This window comes from Gottfriedia sp. OAE603 (assembly GCF_040543965.1).
In the GTDB taxonomy this organism is placed as follows: Bacteria; Bacillota; Bacilli; order Bacillales; family Bacillaceae_G; genus Gottfriedia; species Gottfriedia solisilvae.
Map to the genome: position 1 here is coordinate 2296093 of NZ_JBEUNN010000001.1, position 23813 is coordinate 2319905.

The following is a 23813-nucleotide window of genomic DNA, read 5'->3' on the forward strand; positions in this document are numbered from 1 at the left end:
GTAAATTTATCTATGTCATTTTCCTTTTGAATCAATTAAGTACTTTGTTTAAACATATATCCTTCTTTTTGTAAGTAGTTAACAATTCCGTCATGGATTGCTTCAGCGATTAAAGTTAATTGTTCATTTGAGCTTAAATACGCTTGATCTTTTTTTGAATCTATGAAACCTAACTCTGTAAGTACAGCTGGCATTGAATTATCTCTGATCACTTGAAAATTACCATGATGAACTCCTCGGTCAGATAAATCCCAAGCCTGTAGCATTTCTTTTTGAATAGAAGCTGCTAATAACTGACTTTCTGCTATGAACGGATTTTTACCGGTATTACCATAGTAATACGTTTCAGAACCACCACCGTTTGCACCACTGCCTGAATTTACGTGAATGCTTACAAATAAAATTGCTTTATTTTGCTTAGCAATTTTAACTCTTTCACCTAAATCCAAGAAAACATCTGATTCTCTAGTTAGAACTACTTGAACATTTGAGAACTCAAAGGATTCCCTTATTTTCAATGCAGTATCTAATGTAATGTTCTTTTCATTAAGCTCCTTAAAATGTGTTCCTGGGTCCTTGCCACCATGTCCTGCATCAATCGCAACCACGATGGTTTTATCAATTGAATTCGATTTAGTAGAAATGTAATCATTACTTACAAACCCGACCAATTTTTTATACTTAATTTTTGACCAATTTGTATATTTTGTTATTAATCCTAGTTCTTCACCCTTTAAAACTGTGCCAATTATACTAGAAGATACAGATTGTTCTGCTCTGATATTTAATTTATCGGCTAATACATAGACTTTTTTTACTAAATTTTCAGTATCATCTTTATTTTCATTATTTTTTTGAGGTGAATCTACCTTTTTCACATATTTACTTGAAATAAACTCTTTGCCATTATTAGAAGTAATTTGTACCCAGTCTGAATTAAATTGCCTACCTTCAAGTTGCTCATTCTGATTTACTACTTTTATGATTGGATGAGATGTTGAAGGTCCTAATCGCATATTGACTTTATTTGCATTTGTTTTATAAACATTTTTTTCAAATGAAAATGTAATTGATTTTGATAAAAATCCAATTTTCCCATTAAATTTTGCAAGAATTACATTACCTATTTTTGTGATCACCGTATAACTTTTTTTCTTTGGAATCTCAATGATGTGTTGAAAGTTGGAGGATGGTCCTTCGGTAAGGAATAGTGTACTGTCTGAGGTGATTGATTGACCTGATGCATTGTGTTGATTCTTTTGAAACTGCTTGATAAATCTAGCAAAAAGAACTGCAGCTGTTTTCTTCTTCAAGTTAGTATTTTTCGTAACATAACTTATTTCTTCTTTTGTCATTACATTTTCTAATTCGATTAATTGATTTAATTGCGTTTCACTTAATTTTTCATAACCATTTAACTGATATAAAATTGACATCATTTCAAAATAAGATAACTGTTTCTTTAAACTTCCACTTTTTTCCCATTTTTGATAAATAGCGTTTAATTTCAACTCTTTTATAACTAGCTTCGTTTTTTGATCATCTGAAATTGACTTTGAACGTAAATTCTTTTTCTCATCATATGTAAAGTATTGAAGCCAACTTATAAACTCATTATTCGTAATGGTACCCTCTATATTTATATCCTTTGGTAAAATTTTACCTTTTTGCAAATAAAAAAGTTGGTCTTTCTCATCTGTAAATATATTAGGTTGTTTTATAGCGGCATTTACAGAATTCGAAATGAATAAAACACTACTGATCAAAAATATGATAAGGATTTTTAAACTCCTCATGTTTATGTCTCCTTTTGTCTAATTCTGTATATATTTATCATATAAGAAAGAAACATATATTGGAAGATTAATATAATAATATTTAAAAAATTAAATCTATTTATACATTTAGTTTACATAATATTATTATTTGGTATTACCTAAAATTGAATCACTCATAAACATTTTAAGTTCACTAAAAAAAGCAACTAATTAAAAATTAATTAGTCGCTTTTTTTTAGTGTTCCATTATTTATATTTTCGAATTTTTCTTCACTCTGCTGTTTTATTAATTATTGGCTTTCGCGGCATTCCAATAGTATTCACTCAAAATATCCGAAAGTAAATCAATGGTTCGATAAAGCTCAGGTAATGTATTATCAACTCCACCTACTTCAATTAATAATGAATTAGGAGATAAATCTTGGTTATAAACACCATTACCTTGTTTATAGTTTTTACTATAAATCCCTCTAGTTAATCCTTTATTAACTTTCTTAATTTCATTGTTAATTGCTTTGGCGAATTCTAAATTCTTTTTGTAATTTTTGTTTTCAACGCCAACAACAAAGTAGAGTTTAGCGTATTTTTCGCCATCAATATCAATTGTTGTTACTTTTCTTCTTTGATCGTCTCTGTGTATATCAATTAAATAATCTAAATTCTTATCTTGAGCAATTGCTTCTTGCACAACAAGTCGAGACATTTTATAAGATGAGCCCCAAGTCCAATCCCTTTTTGATAATTCAGATCCAATATTTGTTTTATCATCAACAGCACCAATACCAGCAGCTTCCAAATTCTTTTTCAAACGCTCACCTAGTAAACTTACATTTACTTTTGGTGATGATGCTTGGTTTGGAGTCTTTGCCCCAGGAATTAGCGGTAGGAATGATTCCCAGCTATGTGAATGATAGATAAAAAACACATCTCCATCAGTTGTTTTACTAGGTGGCTTAGTTGGTTTCATCGGTTCATTAACTGGATCTTTTACATCTGGATCCTGATTGATTTCATTAATTGTCAAACTAGATTCAATTGGTAAATTCGTAAAATCTGTCCCCTCTCCGGCGACTAATATATTATTTTCAAATTTAGTCATACTTGAGATTTCGTGAACTAAAAGACTTTTTGGATCATAAAGTCTGATATTTGTGACGAACGAAAATAAAATATTACTGATAGGTTGTCCACTCTTTGATAATTCGTTTCCTAATTTGAAATGACCATTTTCATACTCAAATGCTTTGATAAATCCTTCATAGCTCATTTTTTCAAACCATTGATGTATGTAGTATGATTTTGTATTTTTCATTGATGTAACAAAAAGACTTGCGACTAAAAATAACAAGACAATGCCAACGAAGACACTTGCCGTAACTCGTTTCAGATTAATTGATTTTATATAGATTGCTTGTCTCATTCAATCACCTCTATTAAATATTATGTACAAGCTCTATCTAATAGAATGAAAATTTCTATTAAAAAAAGAGGTGTCTTAATAGACACCTTTCTGAAAGAATGACATAAATTATATTTAACCGTAACAATCTAGACTAAAATACTAAAATGTTCTTCTGCAACGAGAAAAGTTTGTTGTTGGATTTGCTATACAACTATTTTCAGCTGCACGCAATTGGCGTTCGCAGAAAGAGCTTGGTGATACAGAGTCATTACGATTACGATCATGATCACGATCACGATCTCTATCTTTATGACAGCCACAGTCCTCGTCATCTTTTCTATTGCATGGTTTACGTACAGTTACCCACTCTCTATCATCTCTTACTGGCTCAGTACGTCGTCTGTTACAACCACCACAAAATCCCCACATGTAAAAACACCTCTATAATTATTTTATTGTACATACTTAACATACGTTGAGATGGTGGTTTATGAATGTGTACATACCTATATATGAACAAGTTTTTTTGCACAATTAGGCATGTTCATTACTAAATGATGATTTAGGTACAAAACAACCCCTTAAAAGATGCATAAAATTAGTAAGAACACTCATTTCGGTACGTGAAATTAAACTTTATTAGTTGTATATCTTTAAAATTCAATTTTTCAAAAAAAAAATGGGCTATTTGCCCATTTTATTTATTTCTGTATACATATTGATTTTTAGGAGGATCAATCATTTTAGTTTCAGTTACTTCAATGTACGGAATGTTTACTTTAAATGGTTGATAGTACATTTCTTTTATGACACCTGTTGCTTCAACCCATTGGTCATTGTCAAACGACTGATGGTCAGGCAGATTTATTAATAATCCGTATACACCTGAATCTGCCACACAATGGATGATACCAAATCTGAATAAGAATAATTGGTTTTCATTTAAACCTTTTTCCTTATAAATAAAACCTTTAAACGTAATCTTCTTGCCGATAAAATGGCCAGGTTCATCATAAAGTACTTCCATCCCTTTTAAGAAATCCTGATCATTTAAAACAATATGATCCTTGTTTATATATTCCTTTGATTCTTTATCAATTAATTTCTGGTATCCTTCTTGACCGTAATAAATACTTAAATCTGGTTTTAAATATTGTCTTTGCATAAACGGGTCGTTGTTATCTGGTTCAGAAACTGGAAAATGGAATCCTTTTGCTTGAACAATCGTAGAATCTAAACTTGCAATTGGCAGGAAAATCCCTGTTATTAATGGAAACAAAAATATAAACCCATTTAAAACTTTTCTGATTCCTTTTGACTCTTTATGAACATGACCGTGGTCACATGTATGATTACATACATGATCATGGTCGTGATCTTGATCTGATGTTTTAAATGTATGAATAACTTGAATGATTGTTAAAAATGCAAAGAGAATTCCCGCAGTTAATGATAAATATGAGTATTTCATATTGATATATTTTGAGATACTACCTGTAATATGCATTTGCATTAAGAAAAATGTAAAACCTAATAATACATATGCTCTTGCCATATAGATTCTCCCTTATATTAAAATTGTCACAATAAATGTTAAGATTGCAGCTAGTCCGATAATAGTTAAAACATATTTACTTTTAAAGTGTTGAAATAACATTAAAGTATTTTTAATGTCTACCATTGGTCCAAAAACCATAAATGCTACAATCGAATTGATAGAAAATGTACTTTGGAATGAAGATGCAACAAACGCGTCTGCCTCAGAACAAAGTGATAATATAAATGCAAGTAGCATCATAACAATTATACTTGTAACTGGACCATTTCCAATTTTCATTAATGTCGATGTCGGTATAAATGTTTGGACAAAAGCAGCGATTAATGCGCCTAAAATTAAAAATTTTCCCATTGAGAAAAACTCTTCAATCGCATGTACACACACATTCCATAACTTTCTTTTAACCGGCATTGTATGATTGACCGGAATTGATTCTATATCATGCTTTAGTGGGTTCTCAATTTTAAGATACGATAAGATGATGCCGATTATATAAGCTACTATCATTGCAGCTCCAGCTCGATAGATTACGAGTTCAATATTATTCCCAAAGGCGATAAATGTTGCGAATAGTACAATAGGATTTATGATAGGACCAGTTAACATAAAAGCAACTGCCACATAATGTGGAACGCCTTTTTTTATTAATCTACTAACAATCGGAACGATACCACATTCACAACCTGGGAAAATAAATCCTAATAAAATTGCCACAAAAACAGCACCAAATCTGTTCTTAGGAATGATTTTTGATAACATTTCTTCTGTTATAAAAATTTGAATGATCCCTGAAATGAAGACACCAATTAAAATAAATGGCAATGCTTCAACTACGATTGAAATAAAAATAGTGTTCATTTGTAAAAATGAATGATATAAATTCGAAGTCATGTTCTCACCCCATTTTACTAAAAATTAAACTCACAAAACCTCCCTAAAAACAGGTCGGTCATGTGAGTTAAAAATACCTTTTTTTCCAAAATATAAATGCTATTGTTGAAGATAATAACGCTGAGATTCCAATAACAATCGGAAAAGCATGTGGAATTTTTGCTAAAGGTATGTGTACATTCATTCCAAAGAAACTAGAAACCATCGTTGGAATTGATAAGATAATTGTAATTGAAGTTAAGAACTTCATGACAATGTTTAAATTATTCGAAATAACAGATGCAAAAGTATTCATCATACCACTTAAGATATTGCTATAAACTTCTGCCATCTCAATAGCCTGTTTATTTTCAATGATTACATCTTCTAATAAGTCTTCATCATCTTCATACATTTTTAACACATTACCTTTAAGAATTTTTTGCATCACAATTTTATTTGCTTTAAGTGATGTCGTAAAGTATACAAGACTTTTTTCAAGATTTAGCATTGTAAATAATTCTTGATTTCTCGTTGACTGATGTAATTCAGCTTCAATTTCATTGGTTTTTCGATTAATTTGTTTAAGGTAACGCAGATAGTAAGTTGAAGATGTATGCAAGAGCTGCAGTGCAAAACGAGTCTTCTTAAATGTAAAAAATCCTTTAACCTTTTGATATATAAATCGCTCGAAAATTGGATTCTCACTTAAACAAATCGTTACAAACGTATTAGAAGATATAATCATCCCGATTGGAATTGTATCAAAAATTGTATTTCCAGTATCATCATGAGCTACTATTGGAATGTCCACGATAATAAGAGTATGTTCTCCTTCAATTTCAATCCTTGAACGTTCCTCGTCATCAAGAGGGTCTTTAATGAAGTCTAAATCTAAGTCTAATTTTTGGACTAAAAATTGAATCTCTTGTTCGCTTGGATTAATCGCATTGATCCAGCAACCTTTTTCAATTGTATCGACTTGATTTAATTTTCCCCCTGCATCAGATACGTAAAAATTTAACATATATACTCACCTCTAATTCTAAAACAACACATCACATTACTAGCATACGAAACATTCATGCTTGTTTCAACCTTTATTATAAAGAAAGCGGTTTTTCTAATAATCAGTTTTATTTGGAAATTTTTACTAATAAATAATATTATATACAAAATTAATTAGAACGAAAAAGGTCACTAATAGTGACCTTTTTCTTAGTATCCATTTTGATACAAATGATTCATTTCAGTGATATCATTTACATATTCATATAACTTTGCCTGACTTTCGAGCTCTTCTTTTGTATTTTTAGAAAAGTCTCCAGAAGTTAATTGTTCTTGAACACTTGAAAGTGTATTATTTACATCGTTTTTAACATCCTCATAATTCATTGAATGCATAAAATAAACTCATCCTTTCTACATTAAGTTTTTCTATTATATGTAGAAACAGGACAAACCACTCATCATATTATTTATTTTTATTAGATATTAGTTTCTTAATTAAGAAATAAACGACAAATAAAGCAAACGCAATTGCAATAAGCATTGGTGTATAAGGTGCTAAAACTTCTTTAGCCGTATCCCAATTTCTACCCAGTTTTTCTCCTACTAGTACAAAGAAAATTGACCAAGGTATGATTGCCAATACTGTATATATGGTAAATTGACTGATTGGCATTTTCGCAAGGCCTGCAGGAATTGAAATAGCATGTCTTACTACTGGAATAAACCTTGCTGTAAATACTACACCAACACCATATTTTGAAAACCATTTTTCTGCCAAATCAATATGATGCTTGTTAATCAGTATGTATTTCCCATATTTTTCAATAATTGGTCTTCCACCATAGTACCCGATCCAATATAAAAATAATTGGGCAATTGTCCCGCCTATCACTCCAGCAATGATTGCTCCTATAAAATTGATATGACCTTCCGCTACAAGATATCCAGCATATGCCAGTACAATTTCACTTGGTATAACTTCAATCATTAAACCTAATGCCACGCCAAAATAGCCTAATGACGCAAAGAACTCTAATATTTGATGTATGATTTCAGTCAAAAGCTACTCTCCTCTCGAATACAACTTGTACTATCAAGATAATACAAAGGAAACTGATTTATGTCAAAATTTACAAAAAAAGGACCACTTATAAAGTGGCCCTCTCATTTAAAAATTAGTTTTTGATTTCAACGTATTTGTAAGTGTAGTCAGCACCGAAGTTGTGGTTGATTAAACCTTTAACTTTTGGTTGTTGTACATATGCAATTGCACGTTGGTAAATCGGAAGAATAGCAGCTTGATCTTGAACTAAGATTTTTTCAGCAGCTAAGAACGCTTCTTCACGTTTTTCTGGGTTTGTTAAGTATTCTCCACCAGCTTGAGCGATTAATTTATCGTACTCAGCGTTAGAGAATGACATTTGGTTGAATGAAGAAGGAGTGATGAACATATCAAAGAACGTCATTGGATCTTTGTAGTCAGGTCCCCATCCACCGAATGAGATATCATAATCTTTAGCAGTTTCTAAGTCTAATTTTTGACCAAATGGAACTGTTTTGATGCTAATAGACAATCCTGGTAAGTTCTTTTGGAATTCACCTTGAAGGTACTCAGAGATTTTTTTGTTAACATCGCTATCAGAACCTAATAGTTCTAATTTAACTTCTTTTTTACCGATTTCTTTTAATCCTTGTTCCCAAGCTGATTTAGCTGCATCTGCATCAAATGTTACTAAATCGCCAGAAGCTTTACGGAAGTCTTCACCTTTAGCTGTTAAGAATTCAGCTGGAGCTAAACCTGTTAAAGGAGCAGAACCGTTGTTTAAGATTACACTTGTAATTGCTTCACGATCGAAAGCTTTGTTTAAAGCTTGACGGATGTTTACATTTTTAAGAGCTGGATTCTTAGACTCGTTTACACGTAAGAAGAATACTGTTGGCTCTAAGAATGAATCGAAGTTAGGATCTTCTCTGAATTTATCAACGAACTCAGCACTTAAAGTGATACGATCAACTTCTCCTCTTTCGTATAAGTTAACTTTTGGTTGCTCATCAAGAACAATGTTAAAGTTGATTTCTTTTAATTTAACTGCATCAGCATCATAGTAATCATCGTTTTTCACTAATTGGTAGCTAGTGTTATGTTTCCATTCGCTTAATTCAAATGGACCATTGAAGATTAATTTATCAGCTTCAAGAGCGTAATCTTTACCTTGAGCTTCAACGAACTTTTTGTTTAATGGTAAGAAAGTTGGGAACGTTACTAAAGAATCAAAGTAAGGAATCGCTTTTGCTAAAACAACTTCTAAAGTTTTATCATCAATAGCTTTAACACCTAACGTGTCAACTTTTGCTTTACCAGAAGTTACAGCTTCACCATTTTTAAGTGAGTTCATCATGAAAGCATACTCGCCACCAGTTTTAGGGTCAGCAGCACGTTTCCAAGCATACTCGAAATCGCCAGCAGTTACTGGATCACCGTTTGTCCATTTTGCATCACGAAGGTGGAAAGTATAAGTTAATTTATCATCTGAAATGTCTACGCTTTCAGCGATACCTGGTTTAACTTCATCATTTTCACCTAATACATTTAAACCTTCCATAATGTTAGCTAAAACGTTGAAAGATTCAGCATCAGTAGTTGTACCAGAATCAAGACCTGGAAGTTCTGCAGGACCGATTAAGTTAAGAACCTGTGGTAATTTTTTGTCTGAGTTTTTTGCAGTGTCTTTTTCATCTTTACCTGAATTACAAGCAGTTAAAAGCATGCTTACAGCAACAGATAGAGATAAAAAATAAGAAACCTTCTTTTTCATTTGTTTGCCTCCCCAATAAAAATAGTACAATTAGACTTAAAAACTATTAAAATATTCGAACAATTTATTGTATGAATTTTTAATAATCTTTAATATACTCTTATTTTACATAACTTTTAGAAAATATCAACAAAAAATCGACATTTTTTTCAAAAAAATTAATAAATTTAACATAATAGTTTAATTTTTTGTTAGTTTTCACACATTTTTTTCCATTTTTTTGTATAATTCCTCATTCAATTTAATAAAAATGTATTTACCTCCTCGATAAAATTTGGCCAGTTAAAGAAGATTCGTGAATATATCGATAAAGTCTACTTGTATTATCGAGACGTAGAATTGTATCAATCCTCTCACCTTGGTCATATGGGAATGAAGTCTTTATTATGTTCATATGTCTCAGATTTTATCTCAATATCTTATTAACCAACTTTAAATATTAACATGCCATATAATAAGATAAGCTCCCCTATTTTATATATAAATAATCATTTCCTTTTATTACAAAATTTTAATTGGGACGATTCTAGGTCTACTCTATTAATGCAAAAAAAGAGAAGGGGATCCCCTTCTCTTTTGAAAATATTAGTTTTCGTTAGTTGCCCATTTGTAAGAGAAATCCCCACCAAATTTGTGAGCAATGATACCTTTAACTGAATCTTTTTGTAAGTATGCACGTCCACGTTGATAGATTGGTGAGATACCAGCTTCGTCCATGATTACTTTCTCAGCTTGTACCATGTAATCCCAACGTTTTTGAGGATCTACTTCTTTTTTCGCATCATTTACTAATTGATCATACTTAGGGTTTTTGTAATCCATTTCATTGAATGCACTGTTTGATATGAACATATCAATAAATGTCATTGGATCTGGATAATCCGGTCCCCATCCAGAGAATGAGAAGTCATACTCTAATTTTTTCTCTTGATCAAGTTTGATTTCAAATGGTTGTGGTGCAACAGTAATTTTTAAACCTGGAAGATTCTTAGAAAGTTCTCCAGCGATATATTCAGCTGCTTTCTTTCTAGTTGTATCATCATAAGAAAGCATTTTTAATTCAAAGCTATCTTTACCTAATTCTTTTTTCGCTTCAGCCCATAATTTTTGCGCTTCTTCTACATTGTATTTGTTGAAGTCGCCATTGTGCTCACGGAAGTCTTTTCCGTCTGGACCTTTTACCCATTCAGAAGGAACTAACCAATTAGCTGGTTTTGATCCATCGTTTAAGATTGCAGTCGTAATCGCTTCTTTGTCATAAGCTAAGTCAAACGCTTTACGAACTTTATCGTTTTTGAATAGATCTAATTTTTGATTGAAACGGAAGAATACTAAACGAGCATCTAATTGTGTTTGGTATTCAGGATCGTCTTTATATTTATCAACGAATTCTGAATCTAACATTACTTTATCAATGTCGCCATTTTCGTATAAGTTAACAGCTGCAGAAGTATCTTTTACAACATTGTATTTGATTTCAGATAATTTTACAGTGTCTTTGTCCCAATAACTATCATTTTTAGTTAATGTAAAGCTTTCAGCATGTTTCCATTCGCTTAATGTAAATGGTCCATCATATAATTGAGTATCAGCTTCTAGACCGTATTGGTCACCTTGAGACTCAACGAAAGCTTGATTTTGTGGTAAGTAAGTACCAAAAGTTGTTAACTGTAAGAAATAAGGTGTAGCTTGTTCTAATGTAACTTGTAAAGTTTTATCATCGATCGCTTTAACACCAAGTTGGTCAGTTGGTAATTTACCATTGAAAATTTGTTCAGCATTTTTTACATAGTATAAAATGAATGAGTACTCAGAAGCAGTTTTAGGATCTACTGCACGTTGCCAAGAGTAAACGAAATCATTAGCTGTTACTGGCTCACCATTAGACCAATTCGCATCACGTAAATGGAATGTGTATGTTAAACCATCATCACTGATTTCAGTTTCATCTTTTTTAGCGATTCCATCAACAACTTCATCGCCTTCACCTAAACGAAGTAACCCTTCGTTTACGTTATTTAATACTTCAAATGACATTGCATCAGTAGTTTTTGCAGAATCCATTGATGGAATCTCAGTAGTAGTAGTAAGTTTAAGAGTTTGTTTCTTGTCCTTTTTTGGTTCATTTGATGTTGTTTCTGTGTCTTTGCCACAAGCTGCTAGCACTGTGCTTAGTACTAAAAGACTTGTGACTGTTGTCGCTAATCTACGCTTCATTCGAGCACCTCCATAGTTTAGTGATTATCCCCTCTGTTTTTCTTATTTTTCTGAATAATCACTTATTACTTTTTCAATATACTACACATTTTTCAGAAAAAAAAGTATTTTTTTAATATTTAATTTAATTTTTATAAAAAAATTGCGATTTTTTAGTTAATTCAGCTTATTTCTCTTGTTTTGAAACATAGTAAAATATGCTTGTGTCATTATTCACAATATAATATTTATTATAATCTTAAATACAAACTTAAAAATCTTATAAATATTTCTAAAACGTGAACATAAAATTTATAAGTTTCCATTCTTACTAATTTTTGGGGTATAATAGACTTTATTTTATTATTATTTAATTCAATTTTAGGAAGTGAAATTATGATTAAACGAAGTATTCCAAACCTTTTTACGCTTGGTAATTTGTATTGTGGATTCCTTTCGATTGGTTTCGCTGCAGATGGTCAAGTGAGAAATGCAGCAATTCTTATACTAATCGGAATGATGCTTGATAGTATGGATGGCCGTTTAGCTAGGGTTTTAGGTGTACAAACACAATTAGGAAAGGAGCTTGATTCTTTAGCTGATATCGTAACCTTTGGTGCTGCCCCTTCATATTTAGTTTATTGCACTCAATTCTCAAATGAGGGTTTACTAGGGCTTGCGATTGCAGGATTATTCCCATTATTTGGAGCTTATCGATTAGCACGATTCAACGTAACACCAATCGCTACTTCGTTAAAATATTTTACTGGTGTTCCCATAACTGCTGCTGGTGGATTAGTCGCATTTTTAACATTATTTGGTGATCGTATCCCGCAAATTGTCATGATCACAATATTTATTGCACTAGCCTTTTTAATGGTTAGTAAAATTAAAATTCCTAGTTTTAAAGATATTCCAATCCCGAAATATGGCACTCTCGTTACATTATTTTTAGGTTATGCTCTCTATTTAGTATGGCATGCAAAAAAAGAACAATGGCCATTTTTCATATACATTGCTATACCATTGTACATATTTTTTATATTTTTCCAGTTCATTAAAAGTAAAAAGAAACATTCTGGTCAACAAAATCAAAAACCTCGAAGATTTCGTTTAAAACGTAAATCATAAACAAAAAGTATGTTGAACGTATCCAAGTGATACGAGTTAACATACTTTTTTTACTATGATCAATATTCCAACTGATAAATATATTTCTTGCAAATTAATTACAAGTGTTTTATAATAACAAAGTATTAAATCGTACCAATTACGTTTTATCACATTTAACTACTAATTTAGCCTATTATCTCACTTAGGTTACATAGAGGTTAATTTTTTTTGAAGTATAAAAAGGAATGATTACGTATTAAACCAGAGATAATTTCATTTAACTCGTTTAATTTTTATACTCATAACAAATTACTAAATAGAGTTCTTACATAGGGGAGAGATCAATTTGAAATTTACTAAATTAGCAATGATTACATTGCTGTTATCAGGTGCCGTTCTATCAGGTTGTAATCAAGAAAATACTGTAAATGATAAAAATAAAAATCATCTTACAATTTATACAACAATTTTCCCACTAATGGATTTTGCGAAAAAAATAGGCGGAAAATATGTTGATGTTACATCTATATATCCTGCAGGAGTAGATACTCATGATTTTGAGCCTACATCCAAACAAATCGTAAAGATCGCTAATGCTGACCTATTTATTTATAACGGTGCAGGTATGGAACCTTTTGCAGAGAAAATAAATGAAACATTAAAAAATAATGATGTTGCCATTCTTGAAGCTTCTAAAAATATCGAATACATTCATTCTAGCGAAGAGCATCAAAAAGATGAACATGATCACGAAGGGGAACATCATGATGTTGACCCACATGTTTGGTTGGATCCTACTCTTGCAAAGATAGAAGCAGAAAATATTAAAACTGAATTAACGAAACTAATGCCAAAAAACAAGCAATATTTTGAAGATAACTTCAACAAAATTGAAGGACAATTCGATGAACTTGATAACGAACTAAAAAGTTTGATTCTTCACTCCGAGCGCAAGGATATTGTCGTTTCTCATGCTGCTTATGGGTATTGGGAAAACCGTTACGGAATCGAACAAATCCCAATTACTGGTCTATCACCTTCTCAAGAGCCATCTCAAAAAGAACTGAAAAAAGTAGTTGATTTCACAAGAGAACATAATGTCAAATATATTTTATTTGAAACCTTTGCTACACCTAAGGTTGCTTCAGTCGTAAAAGATGAAACAAATGCAGAGATTTTAAGATTGAATCACTTAGCTACAGTTTCGGAAGAAGATTTAAAAAATAAGAAAGACTATTTTGACTTAATGAAAGAAAATATTCAAATTTTAGATAAGACATTAAACAATAAATAAAAGGACCCTAAGGTCCTTTTTTTATCCAGCTTTATAATCATCCATTAAAAGATCTGGTCTTTTTTTCATTTCTTTAAACATCACTTCGAACAAATATGCCCCTGTTAAAGCCAATAAAGCAATGATAATAAATGTTAATTTATAGCCTATTAAACCTGCTAAAGGTATTGTCAATGGCGCAATTGTTCTTCCGACTGACCATCTTAGCCCCGCTGCCGCAAAATATTGCCCTCTTTGGTTTTCAGGTGCAATTTTCGCTATAAATGCATTTTGTATTCCTACGACTAAAATCTCACCTAATGTAAAGATTGCCATAGCAATAAATATGACATATGCAGAGATTGTAAAACCAAATAATAGCATTGAAAATGCATAACAAATAGATGAGATAAGGAATAACATTCTTTCGTTAAATTTGTTAGTAAACTTAGTGATGATAACAGTAAATAATGCTACAATCAAGCCATTTTCGGCGATTGTCCAACTAAATAATGTTTCACTATTTGTTTTTAAGATAAAATCCCCAAATGAAAATAAAGTTTGAACCGGAATCGATTCTTTTATATAAACAGCCAATAATAAATCTAATTGTGTAAAAGTTTGAGAGATTAATATACCAGCGAAAACAAATAAAAAGAATACTTTATCAGTAAAAATAACGCGATAATTTTTAATTTGTTTCATGACTACTTTTGAAACACTTTCTTCCTTCTCTCTATTTTCATCTACCGGTAAAGACTCTTTTATCAAAAAGGTAATCATAAGTGCAACTGCTAAGAAAATAATAGAAGATGCAGTAAATAATTCAAATCTTGCTGTAAAGAATAATAATCCACCAATAATAGGACCAATCACTACATTGATATTAATCATCGTATAAAATACAGCGAAAACTAAATTTCTTTCATCTTTATCTTTAACTGTATCTGCGACCATTGCCGAACTTGCAGGCATATATAGCATTTGTGTAATACTGATAATTGCAAATCCAATAAAAGTAAGCCAAGGTGATTCTAAAATTGCTGAATTTGCAATTGTTATTAAGACTATTCCAGCCGTTTGAATATAAGATGAAATCACCATCATCCGTTTTCTCCCGTACGTATCAGCCAAATAACCACCGATCAGATTTGCAAAAACACCAACAGCTTGTGAACACATTAATAGTACCCCTGCTGTCACTTTTCCTAATTCTTCTGAAAAGTAAATCGATAAAAAAGGTAAATACATCCAGAAAAATAAGCCAAAGAAAAATTCAGCGACAAGTCGAACTTTCATATTGAAATTCCATTTAAGAATATTCATTGTAACCCGTCCCCCTTCTAACTTACTCACTTTAACACAATATAAAAAGCTGGTAAATTGTAATATTTGACTTTCATTTCAAAACATCGAATTCTTTTCCATTCTCATCATTCATAAAGATAAATTAGTAGAGCATGTCTAATTTATCAAAATCAAACATACAATTTAGTACTACTTTTAGGAGGACTTCCTATGAAACTCAATATGAATAAAGATGTTCGGAACATTGCATTTACTTATGTTGGCACTGTGATTGGAGCAGGATTTGCAACAGGAAAAGAGATCGTAGAGTTCTTTTCAATAAATGGGGTATATGGGGCATTTGGTATATTATTTGCCACTATTTTATTTTGTTGGTTTGGAACGAAAATTATGGAGATTGCACATACATATCAATTAAAGTCGGCCCAGCAATTTAATGTATTACTGTTTGGCGAACTTGGTGGAAATATCATAAATGGTCTTTTATTTTTTGTGTTATTAGGGGTTACAAGTGTCATGCTTTCGGGGGCAGGTGCAGTATTCAAAAACTACTTACACTTTCATTCATTTATCGGTTCAATTCTATTTATCTTTCTTACTTTTATGGTCTTAAGAAAAGGAACAAGTGGATTATTTAGCTTAAACAACACTGTGGTACCAATCATGTGTGCTTTTATCGTTGCAGTGTTTATTAATTCTTATTTACCATTTTCTTTTAGTGACTTTAACGTAAATAATATGCTGCCTTCATTAAATGTTCTTAATCTATCAGTTTTTACTAAACCAATTACATATGTATGCTTAAATATGGCATTAGCCCAAGCTGTATTAGTACCGATTGGATCAGAATGCAAAGACAAATCTTCTATTATAAGTGGTGGAATATTAGGTGGCCTTATATTAGGAATTATCCTCTTACTGATTCATTTAAACGTATCTAAAGTGGTAAATTTCCACCAATATGAAATTCCCATGGTTGAAGTAATTAAACAGATCCATCCAGTATTTTATTACTTTTTTCTAATGGTGATCTTAGCTGAAATCTTTACGACTTTAGTTGGGAATGTATACGGAATGTCGAGACAGATTAGTTCAATCATCCGATTAAATAACGATTTAGTTGTCATTTTAATCCTAATTTGTTGTCTATTTATTAGTGTCATTGGGTATGGCCCGTTATTAACATTCTTATATCCTTTAATAGGTTGGATTAGTTTTTTTATCATTTTGACTTTATTGAAACCGAAAAATAAGTCTTCTTAGTCACAGTCATCACATACTTCATAGTACAAGCCGAATTCAATATGTAATGATGGTTTCCATTCAATCTTAAACATTCTACTTTGCCATCTTTCAATTACAAATTGAATTGAACATTCATCTTCATCATTAATCAATACCATTTGATGTACTTGTAAACTTTTAACTGTAAATCGGTTCACATTTTCTACAAACCAATCAATTGTTAATTCGTCATATTCATTTAAAATAAATTTTACATAAGTACTCGGTTGCTTCTCCAAGTCCGCTTCACTAAATATCCCCTCATCAGTTACGATGATGGCATATTCATCTTTATCATTTTTATGTAATTTTAATTGAAAAGTATTTTCTAAAAAACAAATCATGATCTCACCTTCTAAGTTTGTATTTGTTGATAGTTTAACATGATGATGGGTAATCAATAAAGGAATAAGGGATTTAAAGTTTATCAAAAAGAAATAGGGTAGCTCATCATACAGTTGTATTTTGAGTACCCTATTTCATATTTATTCTCTCTTCGACAATTTTTGTATTTATTCCCTATTCATTATTAGGAGTTCAATTTTAATAAAATCGTAGCATTCAAAATTCATGATTGATTTTTCGAAGTATGCAGAAAGATAATCTTTCCTTCTTCAGAAAATTTTAAAGAAGCATCAAATTGATTTCCATCTTTAACAAAACCTTGAATGACTTCTGTTGGCTCTTTTGATAATAATTGCTTCATAATCGTTTTCGTGATATTTTTGCCTAATATTTTCTTTGAAATTGTAACGGAACACTTTGTTTTCTTGTAATTATCGCACCCGTAAAAAGTACCTTTATCTACTAGTTTCCCATCACATTTAATACATTTACCTACACTCGAGGATTTCTTATTACTACCAAATTTGGCGCTTTTCATTTCATCTATACGATAATCTGAAAAGTTCCATTGAGATTCATTTTGAAAAGCATCATGAATTATTTTCTCTGTTAGCTTTTTTGCTTGATCCATAAAATCAATGCTACTTGCTTTACCGTCACCAATCTCACTTAATCTCTGCTCCCATTTAGCAGTCATTTCAGGAGATGTTAAAATATTTTCGCCAAGTGCATAAATAATTAACTTTCCTTTATCAGTTGCATAAACTTGATTTTTCTTAACGTCGATATACTTTCTATTTTTTAAAGTCCCAATAATCCCCGCTCTGGTTGCTTCAGTACCAAGACCTTCTGTTTTATTTAAAATTTTCGTTAACTCTGGGTTTTCTATATGTTTACCAGCTGATTTCATTAAAGTAATCAATTGCCCTTCTGTATATCTTTTAGGAGGTTGCGTTTTCTTCTCTTTCACTTCAACTTTCTTTACAATACCTTGATCCCCTGTTAAAACAATAGGCAGATTTTGTTCGTCTGTATTTTTTTCCTTTGATTTTTCAAAAATTACTTTTCTCCATCCTTCTTGAATTAAGGTTTTTCCTTTAGATACAAAGCTTGCACGTTGGTCAACAAGTGTATGAATAGTCGTATAATCAAATATTGCACTTTCATAGTGAGCACTAATTAATCGATTGACAATTAATTCATATATTTTTTGTTCCTCATCGTTTAATTTATTCATAGAAGGTACTTGTTCTGTTGGTATAATCGCATAGTGGTCAGTCACTTTTTTTTCGTTTACATAGCGACTATTATTTAGAATCGAAGGATTCGGTAACGGAAAAAATCCTTGAAACTGCTCAATATTTTGTATTTTCTTAAGAATATCAGGCAGCATTAATGCCTCTTCTTTCGTTATAAAACTTGAATCTGACCTTGGATATGAAATAATTCCTTTAACATAAAGTTTTTGCGCTATTTCTAACGTTTTCTGAGGTGAAAATTTAAATTTAGCATTTGCGTCTGCTTGTAATGAAGATAAATTATATAAAAAAGGCGGATGAAATTCTTTTCGTTCCTGCTCAATTTCAGTTATATGAGCTTCTTTTTCGACACAAAACGTTGCAATTTTTTCTGCTAAATCTTTTGTTTTAATTTTCGAGTCTTGATCTTTATGCCATTTACCAAAAAACTTATCTTTTCCAAATTGAAATGTCGCAAATACTTCCCAAAATGGTTCTGATTGGAATTTTTCAATTTCAAGTTCTCTTTTTACAATCAATGCTAAAGTAGGTGTTTGTACTCTGCCAAGTGAAAATACATCTTGAATCCCTTTCTTTTGAAGATGCAATGAATATACACGTGATGCATTCATCCCTACAAGCCAATCTGCACAGGCACGACTGTATGCTTCAAAAAATAAATTCTTTGTCTCACCTTCATCTAATAGTTGACTGAATCCTTTTCTCACAGCATTTTCTGTTAAGGAAGAAATCCAGAGTCGTTTCATTGGTTTTTTATTTCCTGCAAGATTTAATATTAGTCTGACGATATGCTCTCCTTCACGCTCACAGTCTCCTGCAAGTATGATTTCACTCACTTCATCTGTATGGACTAAATTCTTAATGATGGAAAATTGATCATATTTTCCTTTTGTTACTTTATGCTGAAAACGATTCGGTATTATTGGTAGAGTCGTAAGTGACCATTTTTTCCATTTTTCATCATACTCTTCTGGAGATAACAGCTCACATAAGTGACCAATTGCCCAAGTTAAGTAAGCCCCCTTAGGGAAAAACTCATTTGGTTGAATGATTAAATAGCCCTTTTTCTTTTGAAATTGAAATGGTGCAGCTAGTTTTAATCCTTGATCAGGCTTCTCCGCTATAATTAATTTCATGTTAATCCTCACATTTAAACAATTTTATCTATCTATTTATATCATCACATTATTATATAACGTATTAATCACATGGAAAATAAAAAAAGTGTTTTGTGGTCCAATGAGGAAATTAAATTAGGGGTTAATGATCAATGGAATCCCCATCATTAAAAGGGAATTCCATCATTAAAAATTGTTAGTAATTACTCACAAGCAGGATTTCTAGGGATTTGTTTAAATTCTACTTCTTCTATTAATTTAACTCTTCTGATTACAATAAATACAAAATTTGATGTCCAAATATATTGCGGGAATCCTGTCTCATCTAACTTTACTGCTTGAAAGTGATCGTCCATCATTTCTTCAAATCGTTCCTGTGTAAGTGCTTCATTCTCAAATTGAAAGTTAATCCAGTTACAATGTATCATAGGTCATCTCTCCATCTCTTTTAGCATGTCTACTGATCAAAATCCATTTACAATTATCATTATAATCAATCTTAAATACTTTGTGAATAATTTCACATATAATTAATATTTTCAAGCGAAACTTATGTCGAAATAATGTATATTGTGTACAAATTAAGTCGTTAAGCGCTTACTTGACTTCTATTTCTAATAGTTGTATATTAATTTCAACATTTATTAAGTCTTAATAAACTAAATAAATGCAAATTTTTACGCGCTTTCATGTGCAATGTTTTAGGAGGAAAAGAAGTATGCAAGGTAAAGTAAAATGGTTTAACAATGAAAAAGGATTTGGCTTTATCGAAGTTGAAGGTGGAGATGATGTATTCGTACATTTCTCAGCTATCCAAAACGATGGATTCAAATCATTAGACGAAGGCCAAGAAGTTTCTTTTGACATCGTTGAAGGTAACCGCGGACCTCAAGCTGCTAACGTAGTAAAGATCTAATACAACTTTGACTACATAAAGGACTGATTATTTCAGTCCTTTTTTTATATTAATAATAAATAATTCAAAAAACTTACAGTCGAATGTTTAAGATTTAGATTTTCTTAACACTAATTGCCAAGTAACTCCAAAACAATCAGTAACCCAGGTTACCTTACTAAAATCATTCATTTCTACTGGACCCATGAGTACTTGGCCATCAACCTTCAATCCTTCAAAAATTAAATCGAACTCAGCATCGTCATTGCATTCTATGTAAAATGAAACAGCCCAAGTAAAAGCAGGACAAGATTCCTTTTCCATATCCAATACCATAAAAGACTGTCCTAAAATTTCAATGATGCCATTCAGGATTTTTCCCTCTACACCTCTGTCTTCTTTCGTAAATCTTCGAAGTGAGACGATTTTTGAATTCGGAAAAATACGAACATAATAATTCATTGCTTCTTCCGCATTCCCGCAAAATGTAAGAAATGGCGTAATTCTTTGCTTTGATATATACGGTATGACTTGTTCTGCTGACATTTGATAGCCTCCAAACATTTATTATTACCTCATTATAAAACTTAAATTTTCTTCTGTAAAAGAACTAAAAAATTTCTACTTTATTTAGCTTATTTGATAACAGAAAATTCTACTTCATATATAAATGAATCTCTCATGTTTTGGGAATAATACGAAGTGAAATAAGGAGGTATTATATGTCAGATTTTAATAATTTTGAACAAGTTGAAATGAAAGTGAAAGCTGCACAAAAATTAGTTGGATATGCAACAATGAGTATGGATCAACAACAATTAACAGACGCTACAGATGCGATTACTCAAGCAAGAAGTCAACTTGAGAAAATGAAGTCTCTTGCAACTGATTTAGATGAAGAATTTTTAATCAGACAAGAAGAAGAATTAACTCAAGTTGAACAACAACTTAGAGAAGCACAAATTTAATCAATTAAAAAAGAAGGTACAGAAACTGTACCTTCTTTTTATGTTAGTTGTTTGCCGATATTCTTTATTTTTTCTCCAACTGTACAATTCTGAATACAAAAGGATTGAGCAAATTTTTGACTATGTTCTTTACGGAAAGTTTTATAAACAAAACAACCTTCACAATAATTTTTTAATAAACTATCAATTTCTTCTAAGATTATTTTTCGTTCCATCAATTTCACCTCTTCAAGTGACTTCAATCGTACTTTCTATTTTATTCCCTTTTAAAGCACTAGTTGCAAGATTATGTGCTTCTTTATTATCATTTCTCTTTAATAATTCAAACTGCAAGGTCAATTTATTCTGTTTACATTTTTTCTCAATTCGGTTGATAAATCTCTCGTGCTGTTCTTCATAACAAGGCCAGTCACCACTGATTTGATTCATGACCACTTGAGAATCTCCTTTTACAGAAATCAGTTGTCCCGTAATATTCATTTCTTCTAATAAGAATATTGCATTTTCTAATGCAGCAAATTCAGCTTCATTATTTGTTGATAAACCAGTTAATTTTTCATTAAATCGTTTCCGGAAATTCTTCCCATTTTGTTGAAAATATAAGCTGACTCCTACTCCTGAAATTCCTGTTGCAATATCAAATCCTCCATCAAAATAAATGACGATATCATGAGGTTCATCTTCTAATTCTTTTAAATATTTAATAACTTGTTTCTTTGTCCATTGTGAGTCAAATTGATCTAAAAAAATAATTTCTTTCGTACGACCAGTACTCTCGAAGTCTTCTGCCAATAATAGTGCCTCTTTTGTTTCCAACCAGTCCGTAGCTAATGTAATTTGATATTTTTTTTTCGTTATATACTTCCAAATAATCTTAAGTTTCATTTTACTCACCTTTCTTAGAGAGTAGTCTATATTCATTATTACTTCTCTAAAACGACTGAATTTATATATATTTATAATAAAAAAGTATCGTAAATATTAGATAATTTGAACTATCTTTTTTTCTTAAATCGTTTTAAGTTTTCATTTTTTTGAATATATACTAAAATGATGATATAAAACTTCGGAGGTTAACTATGATTGAAGTCTATATTGACGGGGCTTCCAAAGGAAATCCTGGTCCATCTGGGGCAGGCGTTTTCATTAAAGGGATAAAAGAACCTGTCTTTTTAAGTATTCCATTAGAATCAATGTCAAATCATGAAGCTGAATTCCATGCATTACTGATTGCACTTGAATATTGTGTTAAAAATGATCTTACAATGGTTTCCTTTCGAACTGACTCTAAAATTGTTGAACAGAGTATTGATAAGGAATATTCAAAGAATGAAATATTTATTCCCTTATTAGAAAAATCGCTACTGTTAATTAATCAGCTCGATCTGTTCTTCATTAAATGGATTCCATCAAATTTAAATAAAGTTGCTGATGAGCTTGCTCGTAAAGCCATTAAATAAAAAGGGATGTTTTTTATGAAAAATAAAATGATTGCTTTTACCTCATTATTAATTGTTTCCTTCTTTTGGGGCTCTTCCTTTTTTATTGTCAAAGAATCTCTTACTATTGTACAACCATTTACATTTAATGCAATCCGTTTTATTGTTGCTGCAATTATTCTATTTTTTGTACAAACTTTATCTGAAAGAAAAAGAGACAAAAGATTTCATGAAAAAGCTGGATATGTTTTTCCAGGTATATTAATAGGATTATTTTTGTTCCTCGGTTATGTTTTTCAAACTTATGGTTTACAACATACGACGATCTCTAATGCTGGCTTTATCGTAGGCATTAGTGTAGTAGTCGTACCACTTCTTCTGTTTTTTAAATATAATAAAAAACCAACAATGCCTGAAACAATTAGAGCTGTTATCGCTTTATGTGGCTTACTCTTTATTACGATTACAAATAATACTTCTCATTTTAATTTTGGTGATTTTATTACATTCTTTAGCGCCATTGCATTTGCACTTCATATTATTTATTCTACCATTTATGCTCCAAGTTATAATTCACTAAAATTAACTACAATACAGATTGCGTTTGTAGGGCTTGCCTCTTGGACATTTGCATTAGTATTTGAAGATTGGCAAGTTATATTTAACCAAGAGTTATGGACTAATAAATTCTTTATTTTCTCGATTTTGTTTACTGCACTGTTTTGTACAGCACTTGCCTTTTTTATTCAAATGTTTGCTCAAAGAACAATCAGTGCAACAGAAGTTGGTATAATACTCGCAACTGAACCAGTCTTTGCTGCAATTGCAGGATATTATTATGGTGGCGAGAGACTAACAGAGATCGGCTTAATAGGTTGTATCCTCATTTTGGCTTCAATTATTTTAACACAGCTAAAATTGAAAAAACATAAACACGAACAATATAAAGATGAAAAAACCATTCACAAAATGTGAATGGTTTTTTTTCCCGCAAATGCCGTTATTCCTTTTATGTCTAAGTAAACCGAAACTCTAAGGTGGATGTCCTCACAAGTAACTTTCATCCTCCTAAAATAGGCACGATGTTGTTACTTAAATATCGGTCTTCCTGTCTACTCTCATTGGTTTAAGACATAAACTGACAACGCACACAGCAGGGTTGTTAATTAATTTGTATCCT

Annotated in this window: 24 protein-coding genes and 1 other RNA gene; 7 read left to right on the top strand and 18 right to left on the bottom strand. The window is 31.1% G+C overall.

Features of this window, described 5'->3' with window-relative positions; translation table 11 throughout:
• Positions 1–35: 35 nt before the first annotated feature.
• From ABID96_RS11545 to ABID96_RS11590, 10 genes are all read right to left on the bottom strand, one after another.
• Positions 36–1796 (bottom strand): N-acetylmuramoyl-L-alanine amidase family protein, encoded by a 1761-nt coding sequence (locus tag ABID96_RS11545; protein ID WP_192602181.1) that lies wholly within the window; start codon positions 1794–1796, stop codon positions 36–38.
• A 268-nt stretch (positions 1797–2064) separates the two neighbouring features.
• Positions 2065–3198 carry a stage II sporulation protein P gene (spoIIP, locus tag ABID96_RS11550; RefSeq protein ID WP_192602182.1) on the bottom strand — a complete coding sequence of 378 codons (1134 nt, stop codon included), beginning with the start codon at positions 3196–3198 and terminating at the stop codon, positions 2065–2067.
• Positions 3199–3339: 141 nt separating this feature from the next.
• Entirely contained in the window at positions 3340–3609 is a 270-nt protein-coding gene (locus ABID96_RS11555) for a hypothetical protein (RefSeq protein ID WP_192602183.1), read from the bottom strand.
• Positions 3610–3877: 268 nt separating this feature from the next.
• A complete protein-coding gene (locus tag ABID96_RS11560; protein WP_192602184.1) occupies positions 3878–4735 on the bottom strand; it encodes a TIGR03943 family putative permease subunit in 858 nt (285 codons plus the stop codon).
• Positions 4736–4747: 12 nt separating this feature from the next.
• Positions 4748–5629 (bottom strand): permease, encoded by an 882-nt coding sequence (locus ABID96_RS11565; RefSeq protein WP_192602185.1) that lies wholly within the window; start codon positions 5627–5629, stop codon positions 4748–4750.
• Between the two features lie 67 nt (positions 5630–5696).
• Positions 5697–6635 (bottom strand): magnesium transporter CorA family protein, encoded by a 939-nt coding sequence (locus ABID96_RS11570; protein ID WP_087999482.1) that lies wholly within the window; start codon positions 6633–6635, stop codon positions 5697–5699.
• A gap of 191 nt (positions 6636–6826) precedes the next feature.
• Positions 6827–7012 (bottom strand): hypothetical protein, encoded by a 186-nt coding sequence (locus ABID96_RS11575; RefSeq protein ID WP_192602186.1) that lies wholly within the window; start codon positions 7010–7012, stop codon positions 6827–6829.
• Positions 7013–7082: 70 nt separating this feature from the next.
• The gene (gene uptA / locus ABID96_RS11580; protein WP_377896869.1) at positions 7083–7679 is read right to left on the bottom strand and encodes an undecaprenyl phosphate transporter UptA; all 597 of its coding nucleotides are present in this window, start codon (positions 7677–7679) and stop codon (positions 7083–7085) included.
• Between the two features lie 115 nt (positions 7680–7794).
• Entirely contained in the window at positions 7795–9435 is a 1641-nt protein-coding gene (locus ABID96_RS11585) for a peptide ABC transporter substrate-binding protein (protein ID WP_192602187.1), read from the bottom strand.
• A gap of 585 nt (positions 9436–10020) precedes the next feature.
• Entirely contained in the window at positions 10021–11652 is a 1632-nt protein-coding gene (locus ABID96_RS11590; protein ID WP_192602188.1) for a peptide ABC transporter substrate-binding protein, read from the bottom strand.
• A gap of 375 nt (positions 11653–12027) precedes the next feature.
• Here ABID96_RS11590 and pssA point away from each other — a divergent pair, with 375 nt between their 5' ends.
• On the top strand, positions 12028–12762 hold the full coding sequence (gene pssA, locus ABID96_RS11595) for a CDP-diacylglycerol--serine O-phosphatidyltransferase (RefSeq protein WP_192602189.1): 735 nt from the start codon (positions 12028–12030) through the stop codon (positions 12760–12762).
• A 349-nt stretch (positions 12763–13111) separates the two neighbouring features.
• Positions 13112–14038 carry a metal ABC transporter substrate-binding protein gene (locus ABID96_RS11600; protein ID WP_192603130.1) on the top strand — a complete coding sequence of 309 codons (927 nt, stop codon included), beginning with the start codon at positions 13112–13114 and terminating at the stop codon, positions 14036–14038.
• A 21-nt stretch (positions 14039–14059) separates the two neighbouring features.
• On the opposite strand, the gene ABID96_RS11605 is transcribed toward ABID96_RS11600, so the two are convergent.
• Positions 14060–15343 carry an MDR family MFS transporter gene (locus tag ABID96_RS11605; RefSeq protein ID WP_192602190.1) on the bottom strand — a complete coding sequence of 428 codons (1284 nt, stop codon included), beginning with the start codon at positions 15341–15343 and terminating at the stop codon, positions 14060–14062.
• A gap of 192 nt (positions 15344–15535) precedes the next feature.
• Here ABID96_RS11605 and ABID96_RS11610 point away from each other — a divergent pair, with 192 nt between their 5' ends.
• A complete protein-coding gene (locus ABID96_RS11610; RefSeq protein WP_192602191.1) occupies positions 15536–16588 on the top strand; it encodes a YkvI family membrane protein in 1053 nt (350 codons plus the stop codon).
• Here ABID96_RS11610 and ABID96_RS11615 read toward each other — a convergent pair.
• From ABID96_RS11615 to ABID96_RS11625, 3 genes are all read right to left on the bottom strand, one after another.
• Positions 16585–16953: a DUF3979 family protein gene (locus tag ABID96_RS11615; protein ID WP_192602192.1), complete on the bottom strand. Its 369-nt coding sequence runs from the start codon at positions 16951–16953 to the stop codon at positions 16585–16587. The genes ABID96_RS11610 and ABID96_RS11615 overlap by 4 nt on opposite strands.
• Positions 16954–17177: 224 nt before the next feature.
• Positions 17178–19349 (bottom strand): DNA topoisomerase III, encoded by a 2172-nt coding sequence (locus ABID96_RS11620; RefSeq protein ID WP_192602193.1) that lies wholly within the window; start codon positions 19347–19349, stop codon positions 17178–17180.
• A 185-nt stretch (positions 19350–19534) separates the two neighbouring features.
• Entirely contained in the window at positions 19535–19759 is a 225-nt protein-coding gene (locus tag ABID96_RS11625; RefSeq protein WP_087999472.1) for a hypothetical protein, read from the bottom strand.
• Between the two features lie 290 nt (positions 19760–20049).
• Between ABID96_RS11625 and cspD the strand changes: the two genes are divergently transcribed.
• Complete coding sequence (gene cspD / locus ABID96_RS11630; RefSeq protein ID WP_087999471.1) at positions 20050–20247, top strand: cold-shock protein CspD; 198 nt, start codon at positions 20050–20052, stop codon at positions 20245–20247.
• 87 nt (positions 20248–20334) lie between these two features.
• Here cspD and ABID96_RS11635 read toward each other — a convergent pair whose 3' ends face one another.
• Positions 20335–20772 (bottom strand): VOC family protein, encoded by a 438-nt coding sequence (locus ABID96_RS11635; protein WP_377896870.1) that lies wholly within the window; start codon positions 20770–20772, stop codon positions 20335–20337.
• A 176-nt stretch (positions 20773–20948) separates the two neighbouring features.
• Between ABID96_RS11635 and ABID96_RS11640 the strand changes: the two genes are divergently transcribed.
• Positions 20949–21194 (top strand): DUF2564 family protein, encoded by a 246-nt coding sequence (locus ABID96_RS11640; RefSeq protein ID WP_087999470.1) that lies wholly within the window; start codon positions 20949–20951, stop codon positions 21192–21194.
• A gap of 38 nt (positions 21195–21232) precedes the next feature.
• Here the strand turns inward: ABID96_RS11640 and ABID96_RS11645 are convergent, their stop codons facing one another.
• Positions 21233–21409 carry a zinc-finger domain-containing protein gene (locus ABID96_RS11645; protein ID WP_192602194.1) on the bottom strand — a complete coding sequence of 59 codons (177 nt, stop codon included), beginning with the start codon at positions 21407–21409 and terminating at the stop codon, positions 21233–21235.
• Positions 21410–21422: 13 nt separating this feature from the next.
• Positions 21423–22079, bottom strand: coding sequence for a reverse transcriptase-like protein (locus ABID96_RS11650; RefSeq protein ID WP_192602195.1), 657 nt, complete (start codon positions 22077–22079; stop codon positions 21423–21425).
• 194 nt (positions 22080–22273) lie between these two features.
• Here ABID96_RS11650 and ABID96_RS11655 point away from each other — a divergent pair, with 194 nt between their 5' ends.
• Both ABID96_RS11655 and ABID96_RS11660 read left to right on the top strand, forming a co-directional pair.
• Positions 22274–22654: a reverse transcriptase-like protein gene (locus tag ABID96_RS11655; protein ID WP_087999467.1), complete on the top strand. Its 381-nt coding sequence runs from the start codon at positions 22274–22276 to the stop codon at positions 22652–22654.
• 15 nt (positions 22655–22669) lie between these two features.
• Positions 22670–23608: a DMT family transporter gene (locus tag ABID96_RS11660; protein ID WP_192602196.1), complete on the top strand. Its 939-nt coding sequence runs from the start codon at positions 22670–22672 to the stop codon at positions 23606–23608.
• 6 nt (positions 23609–23614) lie between these two features.
• On the opposite strand, the gene ssrS is transcribed toward ABID96_RS11660, so the two are convergent.
• A non-coding RNA gene (ssrS, locus tag ABID96_RS11665) (6S RNA) lies at positions 23615–23796 on the bottom strand.
• Positions 23797–23813: the final 17 nt, after the last annotated feature.